The 23,409-nt window shown below is 67.8% G+C and carries 22 protein-coding genes; 11 read left to right on the top strand and 11 right to left on the bottom strand.

Going from position 1 to position 23,409, the window contains the following annotated elements; translation table 11 throughout:
* Positions 1–29 precede the first annotated feature (29 nt).
* Positions 30–383 (top strand): hypothetical protein, encoded by a 354-nt coding sequence (locus G3N62_RS16815; RefSeq protein ID WP_241013122.1) that lies wholly within the window; start codon positions 30–32, stop codon positions 381–383.
* A 208-nt stretch (positions 384–591) separates the two neighbouring features.
* Here the strand turns inward: G3N62_RS16815 and G3N62_RS16820 are convergent, their stop codons facing one another.
* Entirely contained in the window at positions 592–1,044 is a 453-nt protein-coding gene (locus G3N62_RS16820) for an SRPBCC family protein (RefSeq protein WP_034189375.1), read from the bottom strand.
* A gap of 191 nt (positions 1,045–1,235) precedes the next feature.
* Here G3N62_RS16820 and G3N62_RS16825 point away from each other — a divergent pair, with 191 nt between their 5' ends.
* Together G3N62_RS16825 and G3N62_RS16830 are read left to right on the top strand one after the other, a co-directional pair.
* Positions 1,236–2,276 (top strand): bifunctional nicotinamide-nucleotide adenylyltransferase/Nudix hydroxylase, encoded by a 1,041-nt coding sequence (locus G3N62_RS16825; protein ID WP_034189376.1) that lies wholly within the window; start codon positions 1,236–1,238, stop codon positions 2,274–2,276.
* A 73-nt stretch (positions 2,277–2,349) separates the two neighbouring features.
* Positions 2,350–3,783 (top strand): nicotinate phosphoribosyltransferase, encoded by a 1,434-nt coding sequence (locus tag G3N62_RS16830; protein ID WP_124670271.1) that lies wholly within the window; start codon positions 2,350–2,352, stop codon positions 3,781–3,783.
* 45 nt (positions 3,784–3,828) lie between these two features.
* Here the strand turns inward: G3N62_RS16830 and G3N62_RS16835 are convergent, their stop codons facing one another.
* Positions 3,829–4,701: an NAD(P)H-binding protein gene (locus G3N62_RS16835; RefSeq protein ID WP_124670272.1), complete on the bottom strand. Its 873-nt coding sequence runs from the start codon at positions 4,699–4,701 to the stop codon at positions 3,829–3,831.
* A 177-nt stretch (positions 4,702–4,878) separates the two neighbouring features.
* Here G3N62_RS16835 and G3N62_RS16840 point away from each other — a divergent pair, with 177 nt between their 5' ends.
* On the top strand, positions 4,879–5,787 hold the full coding sequence (locus G3N62_RS16840) for a LysR family transcriptional regulator (protein ID WP_034189518.1): 909 nt from the start codon (positions 4,879–4,881) through the stop codon (positions 5,785–5,787).
* 15 nt (positions 5,788–5,802) lie between these two features.
* On the opposite strand, the gene G3N62_RS16845 is transcribed toward G3N62_RS16840, so the two are convergent.
* Positions 5,803–7,263 carry a PLP-dependent aminotransferase family protein gene (locus tag G3N62_RS16845; protein ID WP_124670273.1) on the bottom strand — a complete coding sequence of 487 codons (1,461 nt, stop codon included), beginning with the start codon at positions 7,261–7,263 and terminating at the stop codon, positions 5,803–5,805.
* A 126-nt stretch (positions 7,264–7,389) separates the two neighbouring features.
* On the opposite strand from G3N62_RS16845, the gene G3N62_RS16850 reads away from it, so the two are divergent.
* The gene (locus G3N62_RS16850) at positions 7,390–8,277 is read left to right on the top strand and encodes a DMT family transporter (protein WP_034189380.1); all 888 of its coding nucleotides are present in this window, start codon (positions 7,390–7,392) and stop codon (positions 8,275–8,277) included.
* A 42-nt stretch (positions 8,278–8,319) separates the two neighbouring features.
* Here the strand turns inward: G3N62_RS16850 and lysA are convergent, their stop codons facing one another.
* On the bottom strand, positions 8,320–9,558 hold the full coding sequence (gene lysA, locus G3N62_RS16855; protein WP_124670274.1) for a diaminopimelate decarboxylase: 1,239 nt from the start codon (positions 9,556–9,558) through the stop codon (positions 8,320–8,322).
* 111 nt (positions 9,559–9,669) lie between these two features.
* On the opposite strand from lysA, the gene G3N62_RS16860 reads away from it, so the two are divergent.
* Positions 9,670–10,584: a LysR family transcriptional regulator gene (locus G3N62_RS16860; RefSeq protein ID WP_059556801.1), complete on the top strand. Its 915-nt coding sequence runs from the start codon at positions 9,670–9,672 to the stop codon at positions 10,582–10,584.
* Positions 10,585–10,640: 56 nt separating this feature from the next.
* Positions 10,641–11,240: a GNAT family protein gene (locus G3N62_RS16865; RefSeq protein WP_059556800.1), complete on the top strand. Its 600-nt coding sequence runs from the start codon at positions 10,641–10,643 to the stop codon at positions 11,238–11,240.
* 93 nt (positions 11,241–11,333) lie between these two features.
* On the opposite strand, the gene G3N62_RS16870 is transcribed toward G3N62_RS16865, so the two are convergent.
* Together G3N62_RS16870 and G3N62_RS16875 are read right to left on the bottom strand one after the other, a co-directional pair.
* Complete coding sequence (locus G3N62_RS16870; protein ID WP_049034712.1) at positions 11,334–11,903, bottom strand: DUF4142 domain-containing protein; 570 nt, start codon at positions 11,901–11,903, stop codon at positions 11,334–11,336.
* A 368-nt stretch (positions 11,904–12,271) separates the two neighbouring features.
* Positions 12,272–12,895 carry an HAD hydrolase-like protein gene (locus G3N62_RS16875; protein ID WP_124670275.1) on the bottom strand — a complete coding sequence of 208 codons (624 nt, stop codon included), beginning with the start codon at positions 12,893–12,895 and terminating at the stop codon, positions 12,272–12,274.
* A 138-nt stretch (positions 12,896–13,033) separates the two neighbouring features.
* Between G3N62_RS16875 and G3N62_RS16880 the strand changes: the two genes are divergently transcribed.
* Both G3N62_RS16880 and G3N62_RS16885 read left to right on the top strand, forming a co-directional pair.
* The gene (locus G3N62_RS16880; RefSeq protein WP_034189386.1) at positions 13,034–13,477 is read left to right on the top strand and encodes a GNAT family N-acetyltransferase; all 444 of its coding nucleotides are present in this window, start codon (positions 13,034–13,036) and stop codon (positions 13,475–13,477) included.
* A 58-nt stretch (positions 13,478–13,535) separates the two neighbouring features.
* Entirely contained in the window at positions 13,536–13,754 is a 219-nt protein-coding gene (locus tag G3N62_RS16885; protein WP_006480837.1) for a DUF1653 domain-containing protein, read from the top strand.
* Between the two features lie 48 nt (positions 13,755–13,802).
* On the opposite strand, the gene G3N62_RS16890 is transcribed toward G3N62_RS16885, so the two are convergent.
* The 4 genes from G3N62_RS16890 to G3N62_RS16905 form a co-directional block, all read right to left on the bottom strand.
* Entirely contained in the window at positions 13,803–15,014 is a 1,212-nt protein-coding gene (locus G3N62_RS16890; protein ID WP_124670276.1) for a crosslink repair DNA glycosylase YcaQ family protein, read from the bottom strand.
* Positions 15,015–15,350: 336 nt separating this feature from the next.
* Entirely contained in the window at positions 15,351–16,421 is a 1,071-nt protein-coding gene (locus G3N62_RS16895; RefSeq protein ID WP_049032136.1) for a terpene synthase, read from the bottom strand.
* Positions 16,422–16,473: 52 nt separating this feature from the next.
* Entirely contained in the window at positions 16,474–17,514 is a 1,041-nt protein-coding gene (gene uppS / locus G3N62_RS16900; RefSeq protein WP_241013123.1) for a polyprenyl diphosphate synthase, read from the bottom strand.
* 128 nt (positions 17,515–17,642) lie between these two features.
* The gene (locus G3N62_RS16905; protein ID WP_059556796.1) at positions 17,643–19,031 is read right to left on the bottom strand and encodes an MFS transporter; all 1,389 of its coding nucleotides are present in this window, start codon (positions 19,029–19,031) and stop codon (positions 17,643–17,645) included.
* A 212-nt stretch (positions 19,032–19,243) separates the two neighbouring features.
* Between G3N62_RS16905 and G3N62_RS16910 the strand changes: the two genes are divergently transcribed.
* Positions 19,244–19,873: a TetR/AcrR family transcriptional regulator gene (locus G3N62_RS16910; protein WP_034189391.1), complete on the top strand. Its 630-nt coding sequence runs from the start codon at positions 19,244–19,246 to the stop codon at positions 19,871–19,873.
* A 136-nt stretch (positions 19,874–20,009) separates the two neighbouring features.
* Entirely contained in the window at positions 20,010–21,737 is a 1,728-nt protein-coding gene (treA, locus tag G3N62_RS16915) for an alpha,alpha-trehalase TreA (RefSeq protein WP_124670277.1), read from the top strand.
* Positions 21,738–21,816: 79 nt separating this feature from the next.
* Here the strand turns inward: treA and G3N62_RS16920 are convergent, their stop codons facing one another.
* Positions 21,817–23,304: a carbohydrate porin gene (locus G3N62_RS16920; protein WP_124670278.1), complete on the bottom strand. Its 1,488-nt coding sequence runs from the start codon at positions 23,302–23,304 to the stop codon at positions 21,817–21,819.
* Positions 23,305–23,409: the final 105 nt, after the last annotated feature.

Consider the following 23,409-nt stretch of genomic DNA (forward strand, 5'->3'; position numbering starts at 1 on the left):
CCGTTATCGACATGCTCAAAAGAACCGGAATGACCGCATCGATCGGCCTGGCCTGCTTCGTTGGCAACGTTGCCGCACAGTCGCCGCCAAAACCGCCCGGGCCGGTCGTGATGATCCACTTCGACTACGACGCGAGGGACGACGCGCGCCTTCACCGGCTCGAGCAACGGCTCGATCGCGCGGTGAGGCGGGCGGGGGCCGGTGAACTCGGCGAGACCGAGCTCCATCGCGACGGCAACGACGGTTACCTGTATTTCCATGGCGCCAGCGCCGACCGCCTGTACGCGATCGCGCGCCCGATCCTGAAATCGTCAGGATGGCTGACCGGAATGGAAGTGACGTTGCGCCGCGAATCGGGCACCGAAGCGTTCGTGACGCGCTAGCGGTCGAACCGGAACGTCGACACGCTGTACAGGGTCGCGGCCGGCGTGAGAACAACGCAAATGCCGAACACGATCATCTCCTCATCAGGTGGGCCGACGGCTGTCACGCAGCCGTCATGTGACGTTGCCGCACGCGGTTCGGGCTATCGGGCTCCCCGGATCGTGTTCGTGTCGATACCGTGACAGGGCGCGTGCGCGGCTCCCGCGGTCAGTGCGGCAGGGCTTCGGCTTCGGCCCAGCGCTTGAACGAATCGAGACGCCGGCGCGTCTGCACGAGATAGAACGCACCGATCAGCGGTTCGAGCAGCCAGCGCAGCCAGGACGGCTGCGCGCGGAAGTTGTACGTGAACTTCACCTCGGTCGACCCCGGCGTGTGTTCGGTGAAGTTCCAGCTGCCGCTGAAGCGTTCGAGCACCTTCGGCCCTTCGACCATTTCGACGGCGGCGACCTGCGGCGGACGGTACGAGATGTAGCGCGACACCATCGTCGCGCCCGACTGGCTGCGGCAGAATGCGTCGACGCCCACGTTGGCCGTGGTCCCGTCGAGCAGGTAGGCGTCGGTGAGGAAGCTGTCCCACACGAGCCGCCGCGCATAATCCTGCGACCACGTGAAGAGGCGCCTGCGATCGACGCCGACGGTCCGGCTGACTGAGATCCTCATGATGGCGGGCGCGAAGGCGTGGATTGGGATGCAATCGAGTGTACCCCGCCAATAACCTGCGTTTCGTCATACTTCGTCAAGTCGAGCATGCGCTCGACTGCGTGTGATTGACGCACCTCGGGATTTCCCCTAGGATTCATTCCAACCCTTCGGGACAGACCCGGAGCGTTTCAATCTCTTGAGGGAGCCTCATGAGTACGCAACAGAACCGGCGCTTCGACGCGCTCGTTTTCATTGGTCGTTTCCAGCCTCCGCATCGTGGTCACCTGAACGTGCTGAAGTCGGCACTGAGCCGGGCCGAGCGCGTGTGCGTGCTGATCGGGTCGACCGACAAGCCCCGCACCATCAAGGATCCGTTTTCGTTCGACGAGCGCCGGCAGATGCTGGCTTCGCTGCTCGACGCGTCCGAGCGCGACCGCGTGACGATCGCGCCGCTGCAGGATTCGACGTACAACGACGGCGACTGGGTGCGCTGGGTGCAGGAGGCCGTGGCCGTCACGCTCGGCGATGTCGCGCAGCGCAAGGTCGGGCTGATCGGCCACGAGAAGGACGCCACGTCCTATTACCTGCGGATGTTCCCGCAATGGGAGCTCGTCGACGTCGATGCGACGGAAGACATTTCCGCCACCGAGATCCGCGACCAGTATTTCGCCGAACGCACCAACAGCTTCGTGCAGTGGGCCGTGCCGGAACCCGTGTTCGGCTGGCTCGAGCGCTTTCGCACGCAGCCGGAATTCGCGCAGCTGAAGTCGGAAGCCGAATTCATCGCCGCGTATCGCAAGGCGTGGGCGGCCGCACCGTATCCCGTCACGTTCGTGACGGTCGACGCGGTGGTCGTGCACTCGGGCCACATCCTGCTGGTGCGTCGCCGCAGCGAGCCGGGGCGCGGCCTGTGGGCGCTGCCGGGCGGGTTCGTGAACCAGGACGAGCGGCTCGACGCGGCCTGCATCCGCGAGCTGCGCGAGGAAACCGGCCTCAAGCTGCCCGAGCCCGTGCTGCGCGGCTCGATCAAGGATCGCCAGGTATTCGATCATCCGACGCGCTCGCTGCGCGGCCGCACGATCACGCACGCATGCCTGTTCAACTTCCCGACCGGCGAGCTGCCGCGCGTGAAAGGCAGCGACGACGCCGACAAGGCGCGCTGGGTGCCGCTCAACGAGTTCGCGCAGATGCGCAACGTGATGTTCGAGGATCACTTCGACATCGCGTACCACTTCCTGGGGAAGCTGTGATCCGCTGATTCCCCGCATTCCGTCCGCCGCGACAGACGCGGCGGCACTTCAACGGCCTAGAGGAGCTCTAGCCATGCAAAACGATCCCGGCGGCTTTGCCGCGGTTCTCGCCAATCCGATTCTCAATACGGATTCCTACAAGGCTTCCCACTTCCTGCAGTATCCGCCCGATGCGTCGGCGATGTTCTCGTACGTCGAATCGCGCGGCGGCCGATACGACCGCACGGTGTTCTTCGGCCTGCAGATGCTGCTGAAGGAATATCTGTGCAAGCCGGTCACGCCCGCGATGATCGACGACGCACGCGATTTCTTCGCGGTACACGGCGAGCCGTTCAACGAAGCCGGGTGGCGTTACATCGTCGAACGCTACGACGGCTACCTGCCGGTGAAGATCCGCGCGGTGCCCGAGGGCGCGGTGGTGCCGGTGCACAACGTGCTGATGACCGTCGAATGCGACGATCCGCGGGTGTTCTGGCTTGCGTCCTATCTCGAGACGATGCTGCTGCGCATCTGGTATCCGGTGACGGTCGCGACGCGCAGCTGGCACCTGCGGCAGACGATTCGCCGCTTCCTCGAAAAGACCGACGACGATCTCGCGCAACTGCCGTTCAAGCTGCACGACTTCGGCGCGCGCGGTGTATCGAGCGCGGAATCGGCCGCGATCGGCGGCGCCGCGCACCTCGTGAACTTCATGGGCTCGGACACGGTGCTCGGCGTGCTGGCCGCGAACCGCTTCTATCGCGAGCCGATGGCCGCGTACTCGGTGCCGGCCGCCGAGCACAGCACGATCACGTCGTGGGGCCGTGACGGCGAGGCCGATGCGTATCGCAACATGATCCGCCGCTTCGGGTTGCCCGGTGCAATCGTGTCGGTCGTGTCGGATTCCTACGATCTGTTCGCCGCGCTCGATCTGTGGGGCGGCGAACTGCGGCAGGCCGTGATCGATTCGGGGGCGACGCTCGTCGTGCGGCCGGATTCGGGCGATCCCGTGACGATCGTGCTGCAGACCGTGCGCGCGCTCGACGCGTCGTTCGGTTCGACCGTAAACGGCAAGGGGCGTCGCGTGCTGAATCGCGTGCGCGTGATTCAGGGCGACGGTGTCGACGAGGCGTCGATCGAAGCGATCCTGACGGCGCTCGACGACGCGGGCTACGCGGCCGGCAACGTCGTGTTCGGCATGGGCGGCGCGCTGTTGCAGCAGGTGAACCGCGATACGCAGCGTTTCGCGATGAAGTGCTCGGCGGTCCGGCGCGGCGGCGTGTGGCACGACGTTCGCAAGGATCCGGTCACCGACCAGGGCAAGCGTTCGAAGCAGGGGCGGCTCACGCTGCTGCGCAATCGGCGCACTGGCGAGTATCGGACCGTGACGCTGCCCGTCGCGTGGGACGACCGCATGCTGGAAGGCGAGTGGGACGACGCGCTCGAGACCGTGTTCGATACGGGGCGGCTGCTCGTCGATACGACGTTTGCCGAGGTGCGCGCGCGGGCGCATGCGGGCGAGGCGTAACTGACGGCGGGCGCGGCAAGGCCGCCGCGCCCGCCGGCGCTCCGTTTACGCTTCGCCGGCGCGGGCGACGAGCCGGCGCAGCACGGCGTCGGCGTCGATTTCGCCTCGAACGACATCCGCGCGCGCCGACTCGAAATCGATCCAGCCCTCGTTGAAGCCGTCGAGCATGCGCATGCGAGGTTCGGGGTAACGCATGTGCTGCGCATCGAACAGCGCCGCCCATGTGTCGCGCGGCACGGCTTCGGCGTGCACCGGGCGCCCGAGCACGCGGGCAAATGCGGCCGCGAGGTCGTTCGGGCTGACGCGGCGAGGCCCTTCGAGCTCGACGACGCGTGTGCCGGTCCATTCGTCCTGCAGCAGTGCGGCCGCGGTCCGGCCGACGTCGTCGGTCGCCACCATCGGCACCGGTTTGTCGAGCGGCTGGAGAAAACTGTGGACGACACCGGTGTCCCGGGCGGTCGCGACGTCCCAGGCGGCATTCTCGAGGAACCACGCGGGACGCAGGAACGCGACGGGCAACGGCAAATCGGCGAATGCCTGCTCGATCATCGTCAACTGCGTCAGCAGATTCACCGGTGTCGCCTGCGCGCCGATCGTCGACAGGCAGACGACCTTGCGCGGACGCGCGGCCCGCAACGCCGTGCCGACGGCATCGATGACGGCGCGCGTTTCGGGGAACCTCGGAGACGGATCGAAGCACGGCGGCAGCAGGACGAAGACGCCGTCCGTGTTCGCGAAGGCCGCCGTCAGCGCGGCGGCGTCGGTCATGTCGGCAACCGCGACCTCGCAACCGCGCTCGGTCCACGGTGCGGCGCGGTGTGCGGCGCGCGCGACCGCGCGTACGGTTTGGCCGGAGGCGAGCAGCGTTCGGGCGAGCGCGCCGCCGACCTGCCCGGTGATACCGGTAATGGCATACATGGTTCGACATCCTCATCGAGAAGAGAGCGGGCGCACCGATTCGGTCGGGCGCCGGGACTGCATCCGGCGTTCGGACTTGCCGTCGCGATGCATCGGGTTGCATGATAGGGACTGGCGATTCCTGATGGAATCGAATTCATGTCATTGGATTGGTGATCTTGAGTCATGAGTGAAATCATGGGTATCGACGGGCGCATTCTGGCGAACGTGAGCGTGTTGGCCGCGATCGTCGAAAGCGGCAGTTTCGCGCGCGCGGCCGACGCACTCGGCTTGTCGCCCTCCGGGGTCAGCCGGGCCGTGGGGCGGCTCGAGGCACGCGTCGGCGTGCGGCTGCTCGATCGCACGACGCGGTCGGTCACGCTGACGGACGAAGGGCGCCGGCTGTACGAAGAGATCGGCCCGCTGCTTGCCGGCATCGGCGATGCGCTCACGCTGGCCGCCGGTTCGGCCGCCGCCGTGCGCGGCAGGTTGCGCGTGAACGTCGATGCGTATTTCTCGCGGCGGATGCTGGCGCCGCATCTTCCGGCGTTCCTGGCGCGCCATCCCGATCTGTCGCTGGAACTGGCGGCGCGCGAGCAACTCGGCGATCTGGTCGCCGACGGATTCGACGTGGCGGTGCGGTTCGGCGAGCCGCCCTCGTCGTCGCTGGTGGCGCGCAAACTGCTGGAAACCCGTGCGCTGACGGTCGCTTCGCCCGCTTACGTGAAGCGGCACGGCCGTCCCGTGGTGCCGGCCGATCTTGCCGGCCATGCGTGCATCCAGATGCGCAATACGCTGACCGGTCAGCCGCTCGAATGGGTCTATCGGCTGGGGCGCAAGCGCGTGCCGGTCAAGACGGCGGGCCGGCTGCTCGTCAACGACGCCGGCACGATGCTCGGCGCGTGTCTGGCCGGTGTGGGTGTCGCGCGTTTCAAGGCGAGCGGGGTGGCGGGCCTGATCGAGCAGGGGCGGCTCGTCGAGCTGCTCGCGGATTGGCGCGGCGAGTCGTTTCCGCTGTTTGCCTACTATCCGTCGCGTCACCTGCCGCCCGCAAAGGTGCGGGCGTTCGTCGATTTCGTCGCGGAGATCGTGGCGGCCGGCCCTTAGCGTGCCCGCCTGCCGTCAACGCGGGCCGGCAACCGGCCGTGCGATCGCGTGCGCCGCCGAACGCGTTGCGTCCATCGCCCGCGCAAGCGCATCGAACACGGCGGGCCCCTTGCAGCGCGATACGTTGAAGCGCAGGTACGACGTCGCGGCGTGCGACGGACTGAACACGTTGCCGGGCGCGAGCACCACGTCGTGATCCAGCGCGTGGCGAGCCACGCGCGCGGCATCGAGCCCGTCGGGCAGTTCCGCCCACACGAACAGGCCGCCGCGCGGCTCCGTCCAGATGCCGAGCCCGGCCCGGGTGAGGCGCCGGATCGTTTCGCCCATCGCATCCGCGAGACGCGCGTGCAGGCTGTCGAGATGGCGCCGGTACGTGCCGTCGATCAGCAGCCGGTGCACCACGTTCGCGCCGATCTGCGCGTTGCCGAACGACGTCGCGAGCTTCAGGTCGACGAGCGCGTCGATCCATTCCGGGCGCGCGGCGACGTAGCCGCAGCGGATCGCGGCCGACAGCGTCTTCGAGAAGCTGCCGATCGACACGACGCGCGACAGCCCGTCGAATGCCGCGAGGCGCGGCGCGGGCGTGCTTTCGAAATCCGCGAAGATGTCGTCCTCGACGATCAGCAGCCCGTGCTCGGCCGCGAGCGTCAGCAGCCGGTGCGCCACGGGCGGCGCGAGCGTCGCGCCGGTCGGGTTGTGCAGCGCCGCGTTGGTGATGTACAGGCGCGGGCGATGTTCGGCGAGCACCTGCTCGAAGCGCCCGAGATCGGGGCCGGTCGGCGTGTACGGGACGCTGACGATCCGTGCGCGGTGCGCGCGCAGCAGCGCCTGGAAATTGAAGTAGCACGGATCGTCGAGCACGACCGTGTCGCCGGGTTCCAGCAGCAGGCGGCACACGAGATCGAGCGCATGCGTGCCGCCGTCGGTCAGCATGATCTGCGTGGGCTCTACATGGACACCGTGCTGCGCGAGCCGCCACGTGAGCTGCTGGCGCAGCGCGGGCAGGCCGAGCGGCGTCGCGTAGTCGGTCAGCGCGTCGGCGTCGTCGCGCGACACGGCGCGCAGCGCACGGCGCAGGCTCTCGTCCGGCAGCCACGACGACGGCAGCCAGCCGCAGCCGGGCTTCACCGAGGTCGGCGCCGCTTCGAGCGACTGGCGCGACAGCCACAGCGGATCGAGTTCGCGATCGAGGCGCGGGCCGAGATCGGCGAGCGCGAGCGGCGGCGCGTGGCCCGACACGTAGAAGCCCGAACCGCGCCGCGCAATCAGCACGCCTTCGCTCGCGAGCCGCTCGTACGCATCGACGACCGTCGATTTCGATACCCCCAGACTGTCGGCCATCATCCGGATCGACGGCACGCGTGCGCCGGGCATCAGCGCGCGGCTCGCGATGCGTGCGTGCAAGGTATCCATCACGGTTTCGACGCGTGTACGCGACGCCGCGGGCGGAACGGGAGACGGGGCGACCTGGCTCATGGCGAAAAATGAACTGTACGGCCGGTTGTCCAGTACAGTTCGTCCGGATTGTATTGGGCTGTAGCTTACGCGCTTTTCGCGGGCGGCGGATCATCGGTGATCTACTTTTCCCGTTCAGGATTTCCCGTGCAAAAGACGACCGACGGATGGCTCAGCGGCCTGCTGGGCGTGATCATCTTCAGTGGCTCGCTGCCTGCGACGCGTATCGCGGTGCAGGGGCTCGATCCGCTGTTTCTCACGTTCGCGCGGGCGACGATCGCCGGTGCGCTCGGCCTGCTGCTGCTCGCCGTGCTGAAGCAGCGGCGGCCGACGCGTGCCGAGATCGTGTCGCTGGCCGTCGTCGCGCTCGGCGTCGTGGTCGGTTTTCCGTTATTGACGGCGCTCGCGCTGAAGCATGTCACGTCGGCGCACGCGATCGTGTTCGTCGGCCTGCTGCCGCTGGCAACCGCGTTGTTCGGCGTATGGCGCGGCGGCGAGCGGCCGCGGCTGCCGTTCTGGATCTTCTCGATCGTCGGCAGCGGCGCGGTGGCCGCGTTTGCGCTGCGCAACGGCGGGCAGGCGTCGGTCGTCGGCGATGCGCTGATGCTGGCGGCGATCGTCGCGTGCGGGCTCGGCTACGCGGAAGGCGCGCGCCTGTCGCGCCAACTCGGCGGCTGGCAGGTGATCTCGTGGGCGCTCGTGCTGTCGCTGCCGCTGATGGGGCCGCTCGCGTGGTTCACGTGGCCCGCGTCGTTCGACGCCGTCGATGCCGCCGCGTTGTGGGGGCTCGCGTACGTGTCGCTGTTCAGCATGCTGATCGGCTTCGTGTTCTGGTATCGCGGGCTCGCGCTCGGCGGGATCGCCGGTGTCGGCCAGCTGCAGTTGCTGCAGCCGTTCTTCGGTTTCCTGCTGGCGGCCGGCCTGCTGCACGAAACGGTGCCGCCGTCGATGATCGTCGTGACGGTGGTCGTGGTCGGCTGCGTGGCGGGCGCGAAGTATTTCTCGAAGATGGCGCCCGTGCGGCGCGCGGGGTGATCGAGGCGCGCGGGCGTGCGCCCCGTCCCGCGATGCGCGGCGTTATTCGAACGTCTCGAGTGCGAGCAGTTCCTCGATCGTTTGCCGGCGCCGGATCAGCCGCGGCGTGCCGTGATCGACGAGCACTTCCGGCGCGAGCGGCCGGCTGTTGTAGTTCGAGGACATCGACGCGCCGTATGCGCCCGCATCGTGCAGGAACAGCAGGTCGCCGATCTGCGGCTGCGGCAGCTTGCGGTGCGTGACCACGCCGCCCGCGTCCTGCGTGAACACGTCGCCGGATTCGCACAGCGGGCCCGCGATCGCCAGATCGACGGCCGGGCGGCCGGCCGGCGGCGTGCCGTCGTGCGCGTGCACGGACACCGCGTGATAGCTGCCGTACATCGACGGCCGCATCAGGTCGTTGAAGCCCGCGTCGATCAGCACGAAATCGTGCTTCGGCCGGCGGTTCACGGCCTGCACTTCGGTGACGAGCGTGCCGGCTTCCGCGACGAGGAAGCGGCCCGGTTCGATCTCGATGCGCACCGGGTGGCCGAGGTGCCGCTCGATCCGCTTGCGGGCGGCGTCCCACTGGCTGAAGTAGTGACCGACGTCGACGCGCGGTTCGCCGTCGCGATACGGGATCGACAGGCCGCCGCCGGCCGAGATCGCGTCGATGTCGTGGCCGAGCGACGTGACGAGATCGACCATCGCATCGCACACCTGCGACAGGTGGCCGTAGTCGACACCCGAGCCGATGTGCATGTGGATGCCGACGAGCTTCAGCCCGTACTGGCGCACGATCTCGATCGCGCGCGGCACGTCGTCGATCCAGATGCCGTGCTTGCTCTGCGGGCCGCCGGTGTTGGTCTTGTTGCTGTGGCCGTGGCCGAAGCCGGGATTGACGCGCAGCCACACGCGGTGGCCCGGCGCGTGCTCGCCGATGCGCGCGAGCATGTCGAGCGAGCCGGCGTTGACGGTTACGCCGTGCTTGAGCACGGCCGCGAGCGTCGGGCGGTCGATCAGGTCGGCCGTGAACACGACGCCTTCCGGCTCGCCGGCCGGGCTGAAGCCCGCCGCGAGGCTGCGTTCGATCTCGCCGAGCGACACGGCGTCGACGCACGCGCCTTCGTCGCGCATCAGCTTCAGGATATGGACGTTCGAGTTCGCCTTCTGCGCGTAGCGGATCACGTCGAACTGGCGCAGTTGGGCAATGCGGTCGCGGATGACGTCGGCGTCGTACACCCACAGCGGGGTGCCGTATTGCTGCGCGAGCGTCGCGAGCTGGCGGGAATCGAGTGACATATGGTGGATGAATCGGATCGAATGAACGGATAGCGTGGATGATGCACCCGATCGTCTATACAGTAAAATGCCTGTTTTTCGACATTCGATTCAGTTCTGATATAGATAGTCATGCTCACGCACCGTCACATCGAGGTATTCCGCGCGCTGATGGTCACCGGCAGCACGACGCGCGCGGCCGAGATGCTGTACACGTCGCAGCCGACGATCAGCCGCGAGCTCGCGCGGATGGAGCAGGTCGTCGGCTTCGCGCTGTTCGAGCGCGCGCATGGCCGGCTGCGGCCGACGATGGCCGCGCTCACGCTGTTCGACGACGTGCGGCTCGCGTATGTGGGGCTCGAACGCGTCGCGGCGACGGCCGCGCGCCTGCGCGAGTTTCGCGACGGCCAGCTGTCGGTGATCGCGCTGCCGGCGTTTGCGCACGCGATCCTGCCCGGCGCGGCCCGCCGTTTTCACGGCGCGCATGCGGGTGTCAGCCTGTCGGTCGAAACGCAGGAATCGCCGATGCTCGAAGAGTGGCTGACCGCGCAGCGTTACGACCTGGGGCTGACCGAGCACGACGTCGCGCCGGCCGGCACCGTGCTCACGCCGCTGCTCGAAGTCGATGAAGTATGCGTGCTGCCCGACGGTCACCCGCTGCTCGCGCAGGACGCGATCGACCTGCTGGATCTCGCCGATCGACCGTTCGTGAGCCTGTCGCTGAACGATCCGTACCGCATCCTGATCGACGAGGCGTTCGCGCAACTCGGCGTCGCGCCGCGCTCGGTGGTCGACACGCCGTCGGCCGTATCGGTGTGCGCATTCGTGCGGCAGGGGCTCGGCGCCGCGATCGTCAATCCGCTGACCGCGCTCGATTTCGTCGGGCGCGACCTGCACGTGCGGCCGCTCACGCGATCGTTTCCGTACCGCGTCAGCATGATCGTGCCCGAGCACCGGCCGAAGAATCTGCTCGTCGATGCGTTCGCCGATGCGCTGCGCGGCGAGGCGAAGGCCATCCGCAGGCGGCTGGCCGCGCACCTCGGCTAGCGGCCCCGTATGATGGGCGTTTCGCCGCCATCGTCCTCGTTTCCAGGAATCTCGCCATGACCGCCGCATCGTCTTCCCTCGAACCACCGACCCTCCGCGGCGAGCGCGTCGTCCTGCGGCCGCTCGATGCATCCGACCGGCAGGCGCTGCTCGATGCCGCCGCCGACGGCGAGTTGTGGAACCTGACGGTCACGGTCGTGCCGGGCGCGGGGACGATCGACGCGTATATCGATACCGCATTGCAGGGGCGCGCGGCCGGCACCGTGATGCCGTTCGTGATCGTCGATCGCGCATCGGGCCGCGTGATCGGCAGCACGCGCTTCTGGAAGATCGACCGCAAGAATCGCAAGCTCGAGATCGGTCATACGTGGTTGAGCGAATCGGCGCAGCGCACGCGTGCGAATACCGAGGCGAAGTGGCTGCTGCTGGCGTATGCGTTCGACACGCTGCACTGTGTGCGCGTGCAGTTCACGACCGACGAGCTGAACGAGAAATCGCGCGCGGCGATCCTGCGGATCGGCGCGAAACAGGAGGGCATCGTGCGTCACGAACGGATCATGCCGGATGGCCGCAAGCGCAATTCGGTGCGCTTCAGCATCATCGACGACGAATGGCCGGAAGTGAGCGCGCGGCTGGTGGCGAAGCTCGCGACCTGACGCGTGACGTGCGTCGCGCCGCCGGCGGGAGCGGCGGCAGCGCGACGACGGGGGAAGTGGTGTGCCGCGCGCGAGGCGCGGCGCTGTATCGCGTTACTGCGCCGAAGCGAGGTGATGACGCTGCGCGAGCTTCTGTGCGTCCGCGTAGTGCGCCTGCAGGATCGGCAGCGACTGGCGTGCGACTTCCTTCAGCTTCGTGTCGCGGCCCGAGGCGATTTCGGCCTGGAATGCCGAGATCGCCTTCTGCTGGCCCGCGAGCGCGACCTGCTCGATGTATGCCTTGTCGAACTCGGCGCCGCGCAGGTTCTTGATGCTGCTCAGCACGGCCGTGTCGGGGTCGTTGGCCGGCACGTCGACGCCGCGCGGGCTCGCCGCGCGCATCGCCTGGATGATCTTTTCATCGTCGGTCGACACGCGTTGCGCGAATGCCTTGACCTGGCTGTCCGACGTGCGCGAATCGGCGATGCGCGCCGCGTCGTGCTGCGTCGACACGGTCTTCGTGCCGTCGGTGATGAAGGCCTGGTCGGCTTCGTGGATGCGCGTCGCGGCGGCGGCCGGCGCAGCCGGTGCCGGTTGTGCGGTTTGCGCGGTCGCCGTCACGGCGACGAGAAGCAGGCCAGCGGCAGACAAAGCAAGGCGCGAGATGGGGGGGAAGCGGTTCATGAGGACCTCCTGTCAATCGGGGCTCTGGTTGAAAAACGGATCACGTGATCCGTTGCTGTGCGAGAGACCGGGCGCGCCCGGACCGGATTCGACCGCCGCTCTGCCGCGGCGCCGGTCGAAGTGTTTCCCGGCCCGACTGATTCTAGGAGGGCGGTCGGGTAGCAGGTGCAACCGCGATGTGGCTTGTGTAACGGTTGGTAAGACGAAACGATGCGCGCGCCGGCGGACAGGTAGTGCGTACCTGATGCCCCTGCGGCGGCGGCAATTTTTGCGTGCGCGTGACGCATGCGATGCATGGGACGCACGCGCGTGTCATCGGTGGTTGAGCGTCGTGCTGTCGGGTCGCGCATGCGATGCGCGAGCAAGCGTCACACGCGATCGAGCAACGCATCGAGGCGCGGCAGCAGCGGTGTCGCGCAATGTGCCTGCAATGCATCGGGCGCGGTGTAGCCCCACGCGACACCCTGGAACGCGATGCGTGCGCGTCGCGCTGCGTCGGCGTCGCGGATTTCGTCGCCGACGTACAGCACTTCGTCGGCACGTACGCCGGCCTCGCGCACCAGCGCGCGCAGGCGACGCGCCTTGCCGAACAGCGGAATGCCGCATGCGAACGTGTCGACGTGGGCACTGGCACGCGGGCCGAGCCGGTCGCGCACGATGTCTTCGGTGTTGGACGTGGCGATCGCGATACGGATGCCGCGCGCGGCGAGCGCGTCGAACGTTGCGTCGACGCCGGGGAACAGCGTCACCTGCGCGACGCGCGGCCGCATCAGGCGGCGCATGTCGATCGTCACGCGCGGCACTTTCCACATCGGCACCTCGAGCGCGCGAATGATGTCGCGTGCCGACATGCCGCGCAGCGCGGGGCGCAGTTCGGGCGTCGCGTCGCGGAAGCCGTGCAGGCGCGACGCTTCCGACAGCGCCGCGAGAAAGCTGTCGAGCGAATCGGCGAGGGTGCCGTCGAAGTCGAATGCGATGAGGCGGAAGGGCATGAGGCGACGTGACCGGTTCATGGGGCGGGTGACATTGTCGCCGATTCGGCCGCGGCGGATCGATGATGTACCTTGTCCGCCGCTTCACGGCGCGGTATCGTCGATGCTCCGCCTTCCGACCTCGACCGGAGAACCGCCGTGCCCGCAGCCGCCCCCGCCACGCTGAGATTTTCCACCGACAAGCGCGAACTCGACATCGACGCGATCCACGACTTCCTGCATCGCGATGCGTACTGGTCGCAGGGCATTCCGCGCGACGTGGTCGAGAAGGCGATCGAGGGTTCGCTGTGCTTCGGTGCGTATGTCGGCGACCGGCTCGTCGGGTTCGCGCGGCTCGTTACCGATCATGCGACGTTCGCGTACCTGTGCGACGTGTTCGTGTTGCCGGCCGATCGCGGCAACGGCTACGGCCGTGCGCTGATCGATCACGTGTTCGCGCAGGAGATGGTGCAGCGGCTGCGCCGCATCATGCTCGTGACGACCGATGCGCACGAACTGTACCGGCCGGTCGGCTTCGGGCCGTCCGCGAATCCCGAGCGGCTGATGGAGATCCGCCGTCCCGACATCTACGCGAAACGCTGACGCGCGGCGCAGCGCATACAATACGCGCTTTCCGTTTTTTGCCGAAGAGAAGCCCATCATGACCGAACAGGAAGCCGAACAGCTCGCGACGCACCGTCACTACAAGGGCGGGCTGTACCGCTACATCGGCGTTGCACGCCACTCCGAAACCGAGGAATCGGTGGTCGTGTACGAGCATCTGTGGCCGCATGCGCGCGGGCTGTGGGTGCGTCCGGAAGCGATGTTCAACGGGAACCTCGAGGACGGTACGCCGCGCTTTCGCAAGCTGCGCGACTGATCCGTGCCGGCGGCGCGTGCGCCGCCGCCGCGAGGGCCGGCCAATCCGTCACGCGCCGGTCAGCGCCTTCACCAGCTCGGGCGGCGCGTGTCTGACCGTTACCTCCGGTGTGCCGTGCCACGCCGCGAGTCTCTTCACGGCCTTCGCGACGTCGGCCGCGAGCCCCGCACCGACGCGCACGCCCGGCTCGACATGCACCGCCTTCAGCTCGAACGTACCCAGCGTGCGATGCGCTTTCGCATCGACGCGGCCGACCAGCCGGCCGCGATGCAGCACGGGCAGGCAGAAATAACCGTAGCGCCGCTTGTGCTCGGGCGTATAGCACTCGATCGTGTAGTCGAAGCCGAACAGCGTCGACGCGCGCCGCCGGTCCCAGACGACCGGATCGAACGGCGACAGCAGCGTCGTGACCGTCGAGCGCAGCGTGTCGGCCTCGGCGGCCGGCAGCCAGGCTTCGAGCGAGCGATGCACGTAGGCCGGTTCCTTCCAGTCGTCGATCCGCACCGGAATCAGGTCGCCGGCTGCCGCGAGCCGCTCCAGTTCGTCGCGGTACGAGCGGCGCGGCAGCCGGTAGTAGTCGGCGACCCAGTCCGCGCGCACGACGCCGAGCGCACGGCACGTGTAGTCGAGCAGCGCCGGCAGCACGGCTTCGCGTGGCGGCAGGTCGCGTGAATCGTCCCAGCCGGGCAGCACGCGTTCGCGGACGTCGTACACGCGCTGGAAATTGCGGCGTTCCGACACCATCAGGTCACCCGTCGTGAACAGCACCTCCAGGTGCCGTTTCTCCGGCTTGCGATCCCACCATCCGTTGCCCTTCGCGCCATCCTCGCGCGCGAAATCGGCCGACCGCACCGGGCCCTCGTCGCGAATCCGCGCGAGCAGCCGCTCGATGTCGGGCCGGTTGCGCTCATGCCATTCGGCCGCGTATTTCCAGCCCATCCCCGACGGATCGAGCATCTTGTAGCGCATCAGCCCGAACTGCTCGACCGGCAGGAAGCACGCCTCGTGCGACCAGTACTCGAACAGGCGCGCTTCGGCGAGATGTTCGTCGAGCCACTGCGGCGCGAAATCGCCGAGGCGGCTGAACAACACGAGATACGGGCTGCGCGCGACGACGTGAATGGTGTCGATCTGCAACTGCGCCATGCGGCGGATCGTGTCGAGCACGTCGGTTTTGGTTGCCTTGCGGCGGGGCGGCGTCAGCAGGCCCTGCGCGGCGAGATGCAGCGCGCGGGCGGCGGCGGGCGAGAGCGTAAGCATCGGAATGGCGGTCGAGGGTGGTGATCGGGGACCACTTTAGCGCGAAAGCGGCGCACGCGTGCGATGCGCTGCCGCCGCGCGTCTGACAATGCTTGACAGATAGGTTTCGCAAGTTTCCCTATAGTGCAGTTCATGGCGCGGCGACAAATGCGCGCAACGATTCCGCTTCCGACGCACATATGTCCATGGCACGCAGGAAGCGAATCCTGGATTCTCAACCCCCATCGGGAATTCAGGAGCCCTGAGCGGACATCCATGCGGCTGTGCACCGGCCCCGAGTGGATGTCCGCTGATTTTTTTGTATCGCCGGATTTTCACGCGCCGCCGCCGTGCCTGTCACGCCGCGGCACTCGTTTCCCCGGGCCGCAGCGCGCGCGACAGGTCGTAGTGTCTGGCCGCACCGTAGCGTGGCGAACCGAAATGCCAGTCGTAGTTGCCGCGGATGTACGAGCGCGCGCCTTCGAGCAGGCGCAGCGACGTTCGATCGTCGGTGCGCGCCCGCACGCGGGCCTCCAGTTCCAGATAACGCATCAGATACCCGTTGTGGATCGCGGCCGCCGCGTCGAGCGCGGCTTGCGGCGCGAGGCCGCGCTCGTGCATCAGGACGCAGACGAGATTGCTGCTCGATTCGCCGGCTTCCTTCGGATACGAAAAGATGTCGTTGCAGAGGCACAGGATCAGGCCGGACAGCTTGCGCAGGCGCCGGACCTCTTCGTCCGCATAGAATGCGACGGGCGCTTCGTACCCCGCCGCGATGTCGATCAGTGCAAACGCGCCTTCGCCGCATCCGTTGTACGTGCGGCCGGAAAGGTATTCGGCCTCGCCCGGCACGACATCCGTCGCGTAGCGGCCGGCCTCCCACAGCGTCGAAAACAGGAACGTCATCATGCCGGCCGTCCAGCGTGCGTATTGCGCGGCCGTGGACGCGGCTGCGATGCGCGTGCAGATGTCCTGCGTCGCGCGTTGCAGCGCGGGCAGGAACGCGGCCATGTGCGGCAGGCGCGCGGCCAGCGCATCGCGCAGCGGCACCGGATCGTGACCGGCCGGATCCGCGATCATCTCGTACAGCCACAGGTAGAGCGCCCCGAGATCGCCCGGCGAGCGGGCGACGCCATGCAGGCTGCACAGGCCGTCGTCGATCGAGAAAATCCAGCCGTACGCGCGGGTCGCCGAGCACAGGCCGTCGAAGGTCGAGTACGCATAGACCCGCGCGCAGTATTCGCCGATCTTGCCGTGACGGATGCCGCTGGCCCAGCGCGGATCCTCGAGCAGGCCATGACCGTTCATCCAGGCCTGCAGGTCGGCTTCGGCGCGGTCGGCGTCGGGGTGCACGGGCGTCCGGAACGGGTGAAACAGGTGCGGAAGCACCAGCGTGGGCGCGGCGGCAACGGTTTCGACGGCGGACATGGCGTACCTCGCGGATAGCGGGTGACAACGGGTGTCGTGAAGGGAGTCCGGCTTATTTGCCGAACCGGCGCGCGCGCTTGCCGTACGCATCGATGGCCTGATCGAAATCGTCCCGTCCGAAATCGGGCCAGCAGGTCGGCGTGAAATAGAACTCCGAGAAGGCGGTTTGCCAGAGCATGAAATTCGACAGGCGCTGCTCGCCGGACGTGCGGATCACGAGGTCCGGCTCGGGCTGGCCGGCCGTACAGAGCCGGCTCGCGATCATTTCCGGGCTGAGTTGCGCGAGCAACTGATCGACGGTACCGGCCGCGACGTGCTCCTCGATCAGCGACCGGATCGCATTCAGCAGGTCGAGGCGGCCGCTGTACGCGACGGCGATGTTGACGTCGAGCCCGCGCGCATCGGCCGTGCGTCGTTGCGCGGCGCCGATCCGTTCGGCCGTGTCGGGCGGCAGCTTCGTCAGGTCGCCGATCACGTGCAGGCGCCAGCGGCCGCTGGCGGCGAGCTCGTCGAAAACGTCGGTGATCACCGCGAGCAGCCCGCGCAATTCCTCGGCGTCGCGGTTCAGGTTTTCGGTGGACAGCGGCCACAGCGTGACGAACGGGATGGCGGCTTCCTCGCACCACGACAGCAGCGCATGCACGTTGCGGCCGCCGGCCCGGTAGCCGTCGGCGGTCGGCAGGCCGAGCCGGTCGGCCCAGCGCCGGTTGCCGTCGAGGATGACGGCGAGATGCGTGGGCAGCGGCTGTGCCGCAACGCTCGGTACGGCGGGCGAATCGATGGCGAATGTTTCCGGCGCGCGCACAATCAGCTCTTGAGTCATGGCGACTCCTTCGAGGCGGGAAGCGATCGAAACGTCAAACAGCAGGGGGATTGTTATGCCAACTTCCGTATGTCGGCGTGGGGATGAATGTTCGCGCCGATGCGACCGCCCATTATTGGCCGATATATTCGGGATTTTCAAGTTAACGACGTGCGCGCAATCGCGGTGCGTCGGCCGTGCGGCCGGGCGGGCATTGCACCGCGGCGCATGGATCTCCGATCCGATTCGGTGCAGGCGATTTTCCAGCTGATGTCTTGTCGAAGCCGTCATTCCGGCCCGCGTTTTTCGCGCGTTTCGATTTCTTGAATAAACCGGAAATTAAAAAATAAAAACGAGGCAATCGACAGGCGGCCGAGGGCGGCGGAAACGATTCCGATGCGCCGACCGCGTGTTGCCGCTCATTGCCGTTTGCCGCGCGCCACTTCGTCGCCGGCGCCGGGCGGCAGCCGCCGCGTGATCGGAATCGACGCGAACGAGCACAGCCCGACCACCAGGAACGCGGGCCAGAAATCCGACCACATCATCTTCTGGTGGCCCTGCAGCCAGTGCGACACGTGCAGCACGAGGCCGGCCACCGTCACGCCGAGGCCGAGCGACATCTGCTGCACGACGCTGCCGAGGCTCGTGGCACGGCCCGCGTCGCGCGGCGAGATGTCCGCGTAGATCATCGAGTTCAGGCTCGTGAACTGCAGCGCGGGGAAGATGCCGCCGACGAGCACGATCAGCCAGATCGCCCAGGTCGCCATGCCGGGATGGAACACGCCGTACGCGGCGATCGCGAGGCCCGCGAAGGCCGCGTTGTAGATCAGCACCGTGCGAAAGCCGAAGCGGCGCAGCGTATGCGTGGCCGTCGAGCGGCTCACCGCGCCGCCGAGCGCGGACGCGCACGTGATGAGCCCCGAATGGAACGCGCTCATGCCGAGTCCTTCCTGCAGCGCGAGCGGCAGCAGGAACGGCACCGCGCCGAGGCCGATGCGGAACAGCGACCCGCCGACGACGCTCGCGTGATACGTCGGGATCTTCAGGAAACTGAGATCGAGCACCGGCCGTTCCTTGCGGCGCGCATACGGCACGTAGAGCGCCAGCATCGCGGTGCCGGCCACGCACATGAGGAGCGCGTTCGAGCGCGACGTGAGCGCGCCGTCGATCAGCGTGAGCCCCATCAGCAGCAGGGCGGCGCCGCTCGCCGACAGCAGGAAGCCGAACCAGTCGAGCGGGCCGGGATCGGGCTCGTGCGTGTTCGCGATGTGCTTGCTCGCGAGATAGATCCCGTAGAGGCCGATCGGCACGTTGATGAAGAAGATCATCCGCCAGTGCAGGTAGGTCGTGATGAAGCCGCCGACGAGCGGTCCGACCGTGGGCCCGAACAGCGCGGGAATCGCGAGGTAGTTCATCGCGCGCACGAGATCGGAGCGCGGCACCGCGCGGAAGATGATGATGCGGCCGACCGGGACCATCATCGCGCCGCCGACGCCCTGGATGAAGCGCGCGAACGTGAGCACGCCGAGCGAGTTGGAGGCCGCGCACATCAGCGAGCCGACGACGAAGATGCCGATCGCGGTGCGGAACACGGAGCGTGCGCTGAAGCGGTCGGCGAGCCAGCCGCAGATCGGAATGAACACGCCGAGGCCGACCACGTAGGCCGTGATCGCGATGTTCAGTGTGACGGGGTTGTGCCCGAAGTCCCTCGCCATCGCGGGCAGGGCGGTGACGATGATGTTCGCGTCGACGCTTTCCATGAACAACGCACAGGCAACGATGAGCGGTGCTAGAAAGACGGGCGACATGGGCTGGGCGCGCGGTAAAGACGCCATTATGCCCACAATGTGACCGTTGCGTCACGCATGACAACAGTTGTTCAGCATGTTGCAACAGTCGTCCTTTCCGGCCGGATGTGCGGAAGGAACGACTGCGCATGCGTGCCGATTTCTTTTGACGGTGGGCACGTGCGTTTCTAGAATATGAGCGTTTGCTCATATTCGAAACTCGCCTGTCCGCCATGTCCGGATCGTCCTCGCGTATCGCGCTGTCGCCCCGCAAGGCGCCGCGCCAGCGCCGCTCGGCGGCCACCGTCGACGCGATCGTCGAGGCCGCTGCCCGCATTCTGGAGCGCGACGGCTTCGACGGTTACACGACGAACGCCGTCGCCGCGCTGGCCGGCGTGAGCATCGGCTCGCTCTATCAATACTTCCCGAATCGCGACGCGCTGACGGCCGCGCTCGTCGAGCGCGAGAGTGCGCATCTGCTCGACGACGTCGACCGGGCGGCCGCGCTGTCGTCCTGCGACGACGTGCTGCGCGCCCTGGTGCGCGGAGCCGTCGCGCACCAGATGCGCCGGCCGGTGCTCGCGCGGCTGATCGATTTCGAGGAAGCGCGGCTGCCGCTCGGTGCGCGTGCGGCACGCGTCGCGGACCGCATCCACGCGACGCTGCTGCATGCGCTCGGCTTGCGCGATGCGCCGCGTGTCGCCGCGCCCGACGTCGTCGCGCACGATCTGCTGGCGATCGTGAAAGGGATTGTCGACGCGGCGGGCGCGCGCGGCGAGACCGATGCGGCGGCGCTCGAGGCGCGTGCATGGCGGGCCGTGCGCGGTTACCTGCGCGAGTCGCGCGAATCGAAACTTGCTTGATGTGCGCGTTTCGTGCGACAGTCGGACCGACTCGCACCACCACATGACGCGTATCGATTGAGGGCCATCGAGACGAACGCGCGCGCGAACGAGACCCCTTGCCGATCCATTCACCATCGAAAGGAGGGGACACGTCATGACGCCACGTCGTGCCGCATCGATTGCAACTCGCTTCCCGGTTCATCTCTCGTCACGCGCTGCGCCGCCCGCGCCGCGTCTTCGCTGGGCGGCCACGCTGGCCGTCGCCTATCTCGCTGTCGCAGGCTGCGCCGCGCAGGCTGACAACGCGAACCAGACCGCCGCGCAAGCGGCGGGCCAGTCTCCGGCCGCGGCCGCCACCGCCGCGGCACCCGCCGTATCGGGCACGCTGCTGCCGCCGCCGAGCCAGCTCTACGGCGACCTGTTCGTCGCGGTGCAGACCGCGCAGATCTACCCCGACCAGAAGACCTTCGTCGACGCGACGCCCGATACCGATCCCGCGACGATCGTGCAGTTGTATCAGCAACAGAAATCGCAACCGGGCTTTTCGCTGAAGACGTTCGTCGGCCAGCACTTCACGCCGCCGCCGGAAAGCGGCGTGACGCCGCCGCCGAACCAGACGCTGCGCCAGCACATCGACTGGCTGTGGCCGCAGCTCACGCGCACGAGCGTCACGGTGCCCCAATACGGTTCGCTGATCGCGATGCCGAAACCGTATGTCGTGCCGGGCGGCCGCTTTCGCGAAGGCTACTACTGGGATACCTATTTCACGATGCTCGGCCTGCAGGTGTCGGGACGCGAGGATCTCGTCGACAACATGCTCGACAACTTCGCATATCTGATCGATACGATCGGCCACATCCCGAACGGCAACCGGACGTATTACGCGAGCCGCTCGCAGCCGCCGTTCTTCGCGTACATGGTCACGCTCGCCGCGCAGGCCGAAGGCGACAGGGTCTACCAGAAATACCTGCCGGAGCTGCGCAAGGAACACGCGTACTGGATGCAGGGCGAAACCACGACGCCGCGCGGGCAGGCCGCGCGCCACGTGGTCGCGATGCCCGACGGCGCGGTACTGAACCGCTACTGGGACGCGAGCGACACGCCGCGCGACGAGTCGTATCTGGAGGACGTGGCGACCGCGAAGTCGGCAACCGGCCGCCCGGCGAACGAGGTCTACCGCGACCTGCGTGCGGGCGCCGAAAGCGGCTGGGACTACAGCTCGCGCTGGTTCGGCGACGGCAAGACGCTGGCGACGATCCGCACGACGTCGATCGTGCCGGTCGACCTGAACAGCCTGATGTTCCATCTCGAGACGACGATCGTGAAGGGCTGCACGGTCGCGCGCGACATGGCATGCGTGATCGATTTCTCCGGGCGCGCGGCACGGCGTGCGGCCGCGATCAACCGTTACCTGTGGAATCGTCACGGCTATTACGGCGACTACGACTGGCAGTTGCGCAAGCCGCGCGACGGCGTGACGGCGGCCACGCTGTATCCGCTGTTCGCGGGCGTCGCATGGCCCGAGCGCGCGAAGGCGACCGCGCGCGAAGTGCGCAAGACGCTGCTGCAACCGGGCGGGCTCGCGACGACGACCGAGAACACGGGCCAGCAGTGGGATGCGCCGAACGGGTGGGCGCCGCTGCAGTGGATCGCGATCGACGGGCTGCGCCGTTATGGCGAACCGGCGCTCGCGAAGGACATCGGCACGCGCTTCCTGTCCGACGTGAAGCATGTGTATGCGACGGAAGGCAAGCTCGTCGAGAAGTACGTGGTCGAAGGCGCCGGCACGGGCGGGGGCGGAGGCGGTGAATATCCGCTGCAGGACGGGTTCGGCTGGACCAACGGCGTCACGCTGAAACTGCTCGGGCTGTACGGCGAGTAATTCGCGGCGCGGCACACGAGCAAACGGGCCGGACGGTCGCGCGAGCGGCCGACCGGCCCGTGTTTTCATGCGGCGCGCATCAGAACGTGATCGTCGTGCGTACGCCGACCACCGTTTCGTCGCCGATGCGCGCGCCGGCCGCGTTCGGGTTCGGGATGCCGCCGCCCGGGCGGAAGAAGTGCTGCAGGTCGGCCTGCAACTGCCACCACGGCGTGACCTGGTACTGGTAGGTCGCTTCGACGACCGTCTCCGCGCGACGCACCGGATAGCCGGGCGTCGTGTACACGCCGGTGTCGCCGTCGAGGCCGCGCGCATGCGAGCCGATCTTCGCGTAGCCAATCGCGATGCCGGCGACGTCGTTGTCGCGTCCGGCGAACGGCGCCTTCAGCGTCACGCCTGCGTTGGCCGCGAAGTCGACGACATTGCGGTCGCCGGGTGCGCCCATCACGCGTGCGAACACGCCGAGCGCGCGCGGGCTGTCGGCCGACGGCCGCCACACCATCTGGTCCGCGACCGCATAGAACCCGTAGTTGCCGCGATGCGTGGCGGGCGTGCCGTGACTCGCCGGATCCGCGAGCGACAGGCCGTCGGTGCCGTAACGCGGGTCGTTCGCGTGCTGCGACTGATACCAGAAGCCGAGCTTGTACGTGCCGGGCAGGCCGACGGGCTGCGGCGCCTTCGGATCGGCCGGCGGCGCGTTCAGCGCGTACTGCACCTCGCCGATCACGAACGCACCGCTGCGCAGGTTGAAGTGGGTGCCGTGCGCGTTCAGCACCTGCGCGTCGCCGTCGGTGCGGCCGGCCGGGTTGCCGTCGAACACGCCGATCATCGCGGTCCACGCGTCTGCCGGCTTCACGCGCAGGCGCACGCCGAGCGACGACAGCGGATACGCGGGGCCGCCGGCCGGCAGGTCGGTCGACGGCAGCACGGGCCAGCCGAACGTCGCGTTCATGAACGTCGACGCGTTCTGGCTTACCATGAATTCCTGGTCGACGCTCTGCTGGCCGACCTTCACGTCGATCTTGCCGTCGAGCAACGACTGCTGGTACCAGAGCTCCCACAGGCGCGTGGTCGAGTTCGCTTCGATGCCGGTCGCGGTCTGCAGTGTCTGCAGGTAGCGCTGCGTGAGGTTGGTGCCGTGGATCTGCAGCCCCGACACGTTGAACGTGCCGCCCGGCAGGCCGATCGCCTTGCCGGTATCGACGTTGAGACCGAATTGCGTGAGCCCCTGGTACGCGCCGCCGCGATGCGTGCCGCCGGACGTGTTGTACAGGTACTCGCTGGTTTCCTGCAGGCTCAGCGTGACGCCGTGATCGCCCAGCAGGTCGCGCAGGCCGCCCATGTCGCCGAGCAGGTTCGAACGCTCCCAGAAGCCGGTGGGGGCGGGCGCGGCGGCATCGGCGGCCTGTCGTGCGGGCGCGGCGGCGTCGCTGGCGCCGGCTGCCGGCTCGGCCGCGGCCGGTGACGACGCCTGCGCGAACGCGGGTGTGGCGGCAAGCGACAGCAACAGCGTGGCGAGCGCATTGACGCGGCGCTTGCGCGGGACAGGTTCGAGGTGATTCTTCATGCGGATTCCGTTGATGGTTTGATTAGCTAGACTGAATAAATGAAGGCGCGATGCGGGAAATGCGACGAGACGATCGCGCGGCGTTCCAGGGCGAGTGGTACCGCC

The sequence above is a fragment of the Burkholderia sp. Tr-20355 genome, assembly GCF_017104685.1.
GTDB classification, from domain to species: Bacteria; Pseudomonadota; Gammaproteobacteria; order Burkholderiales; family Burkholderiaceae; genus Burkholderia; species Burkholderia seminalis.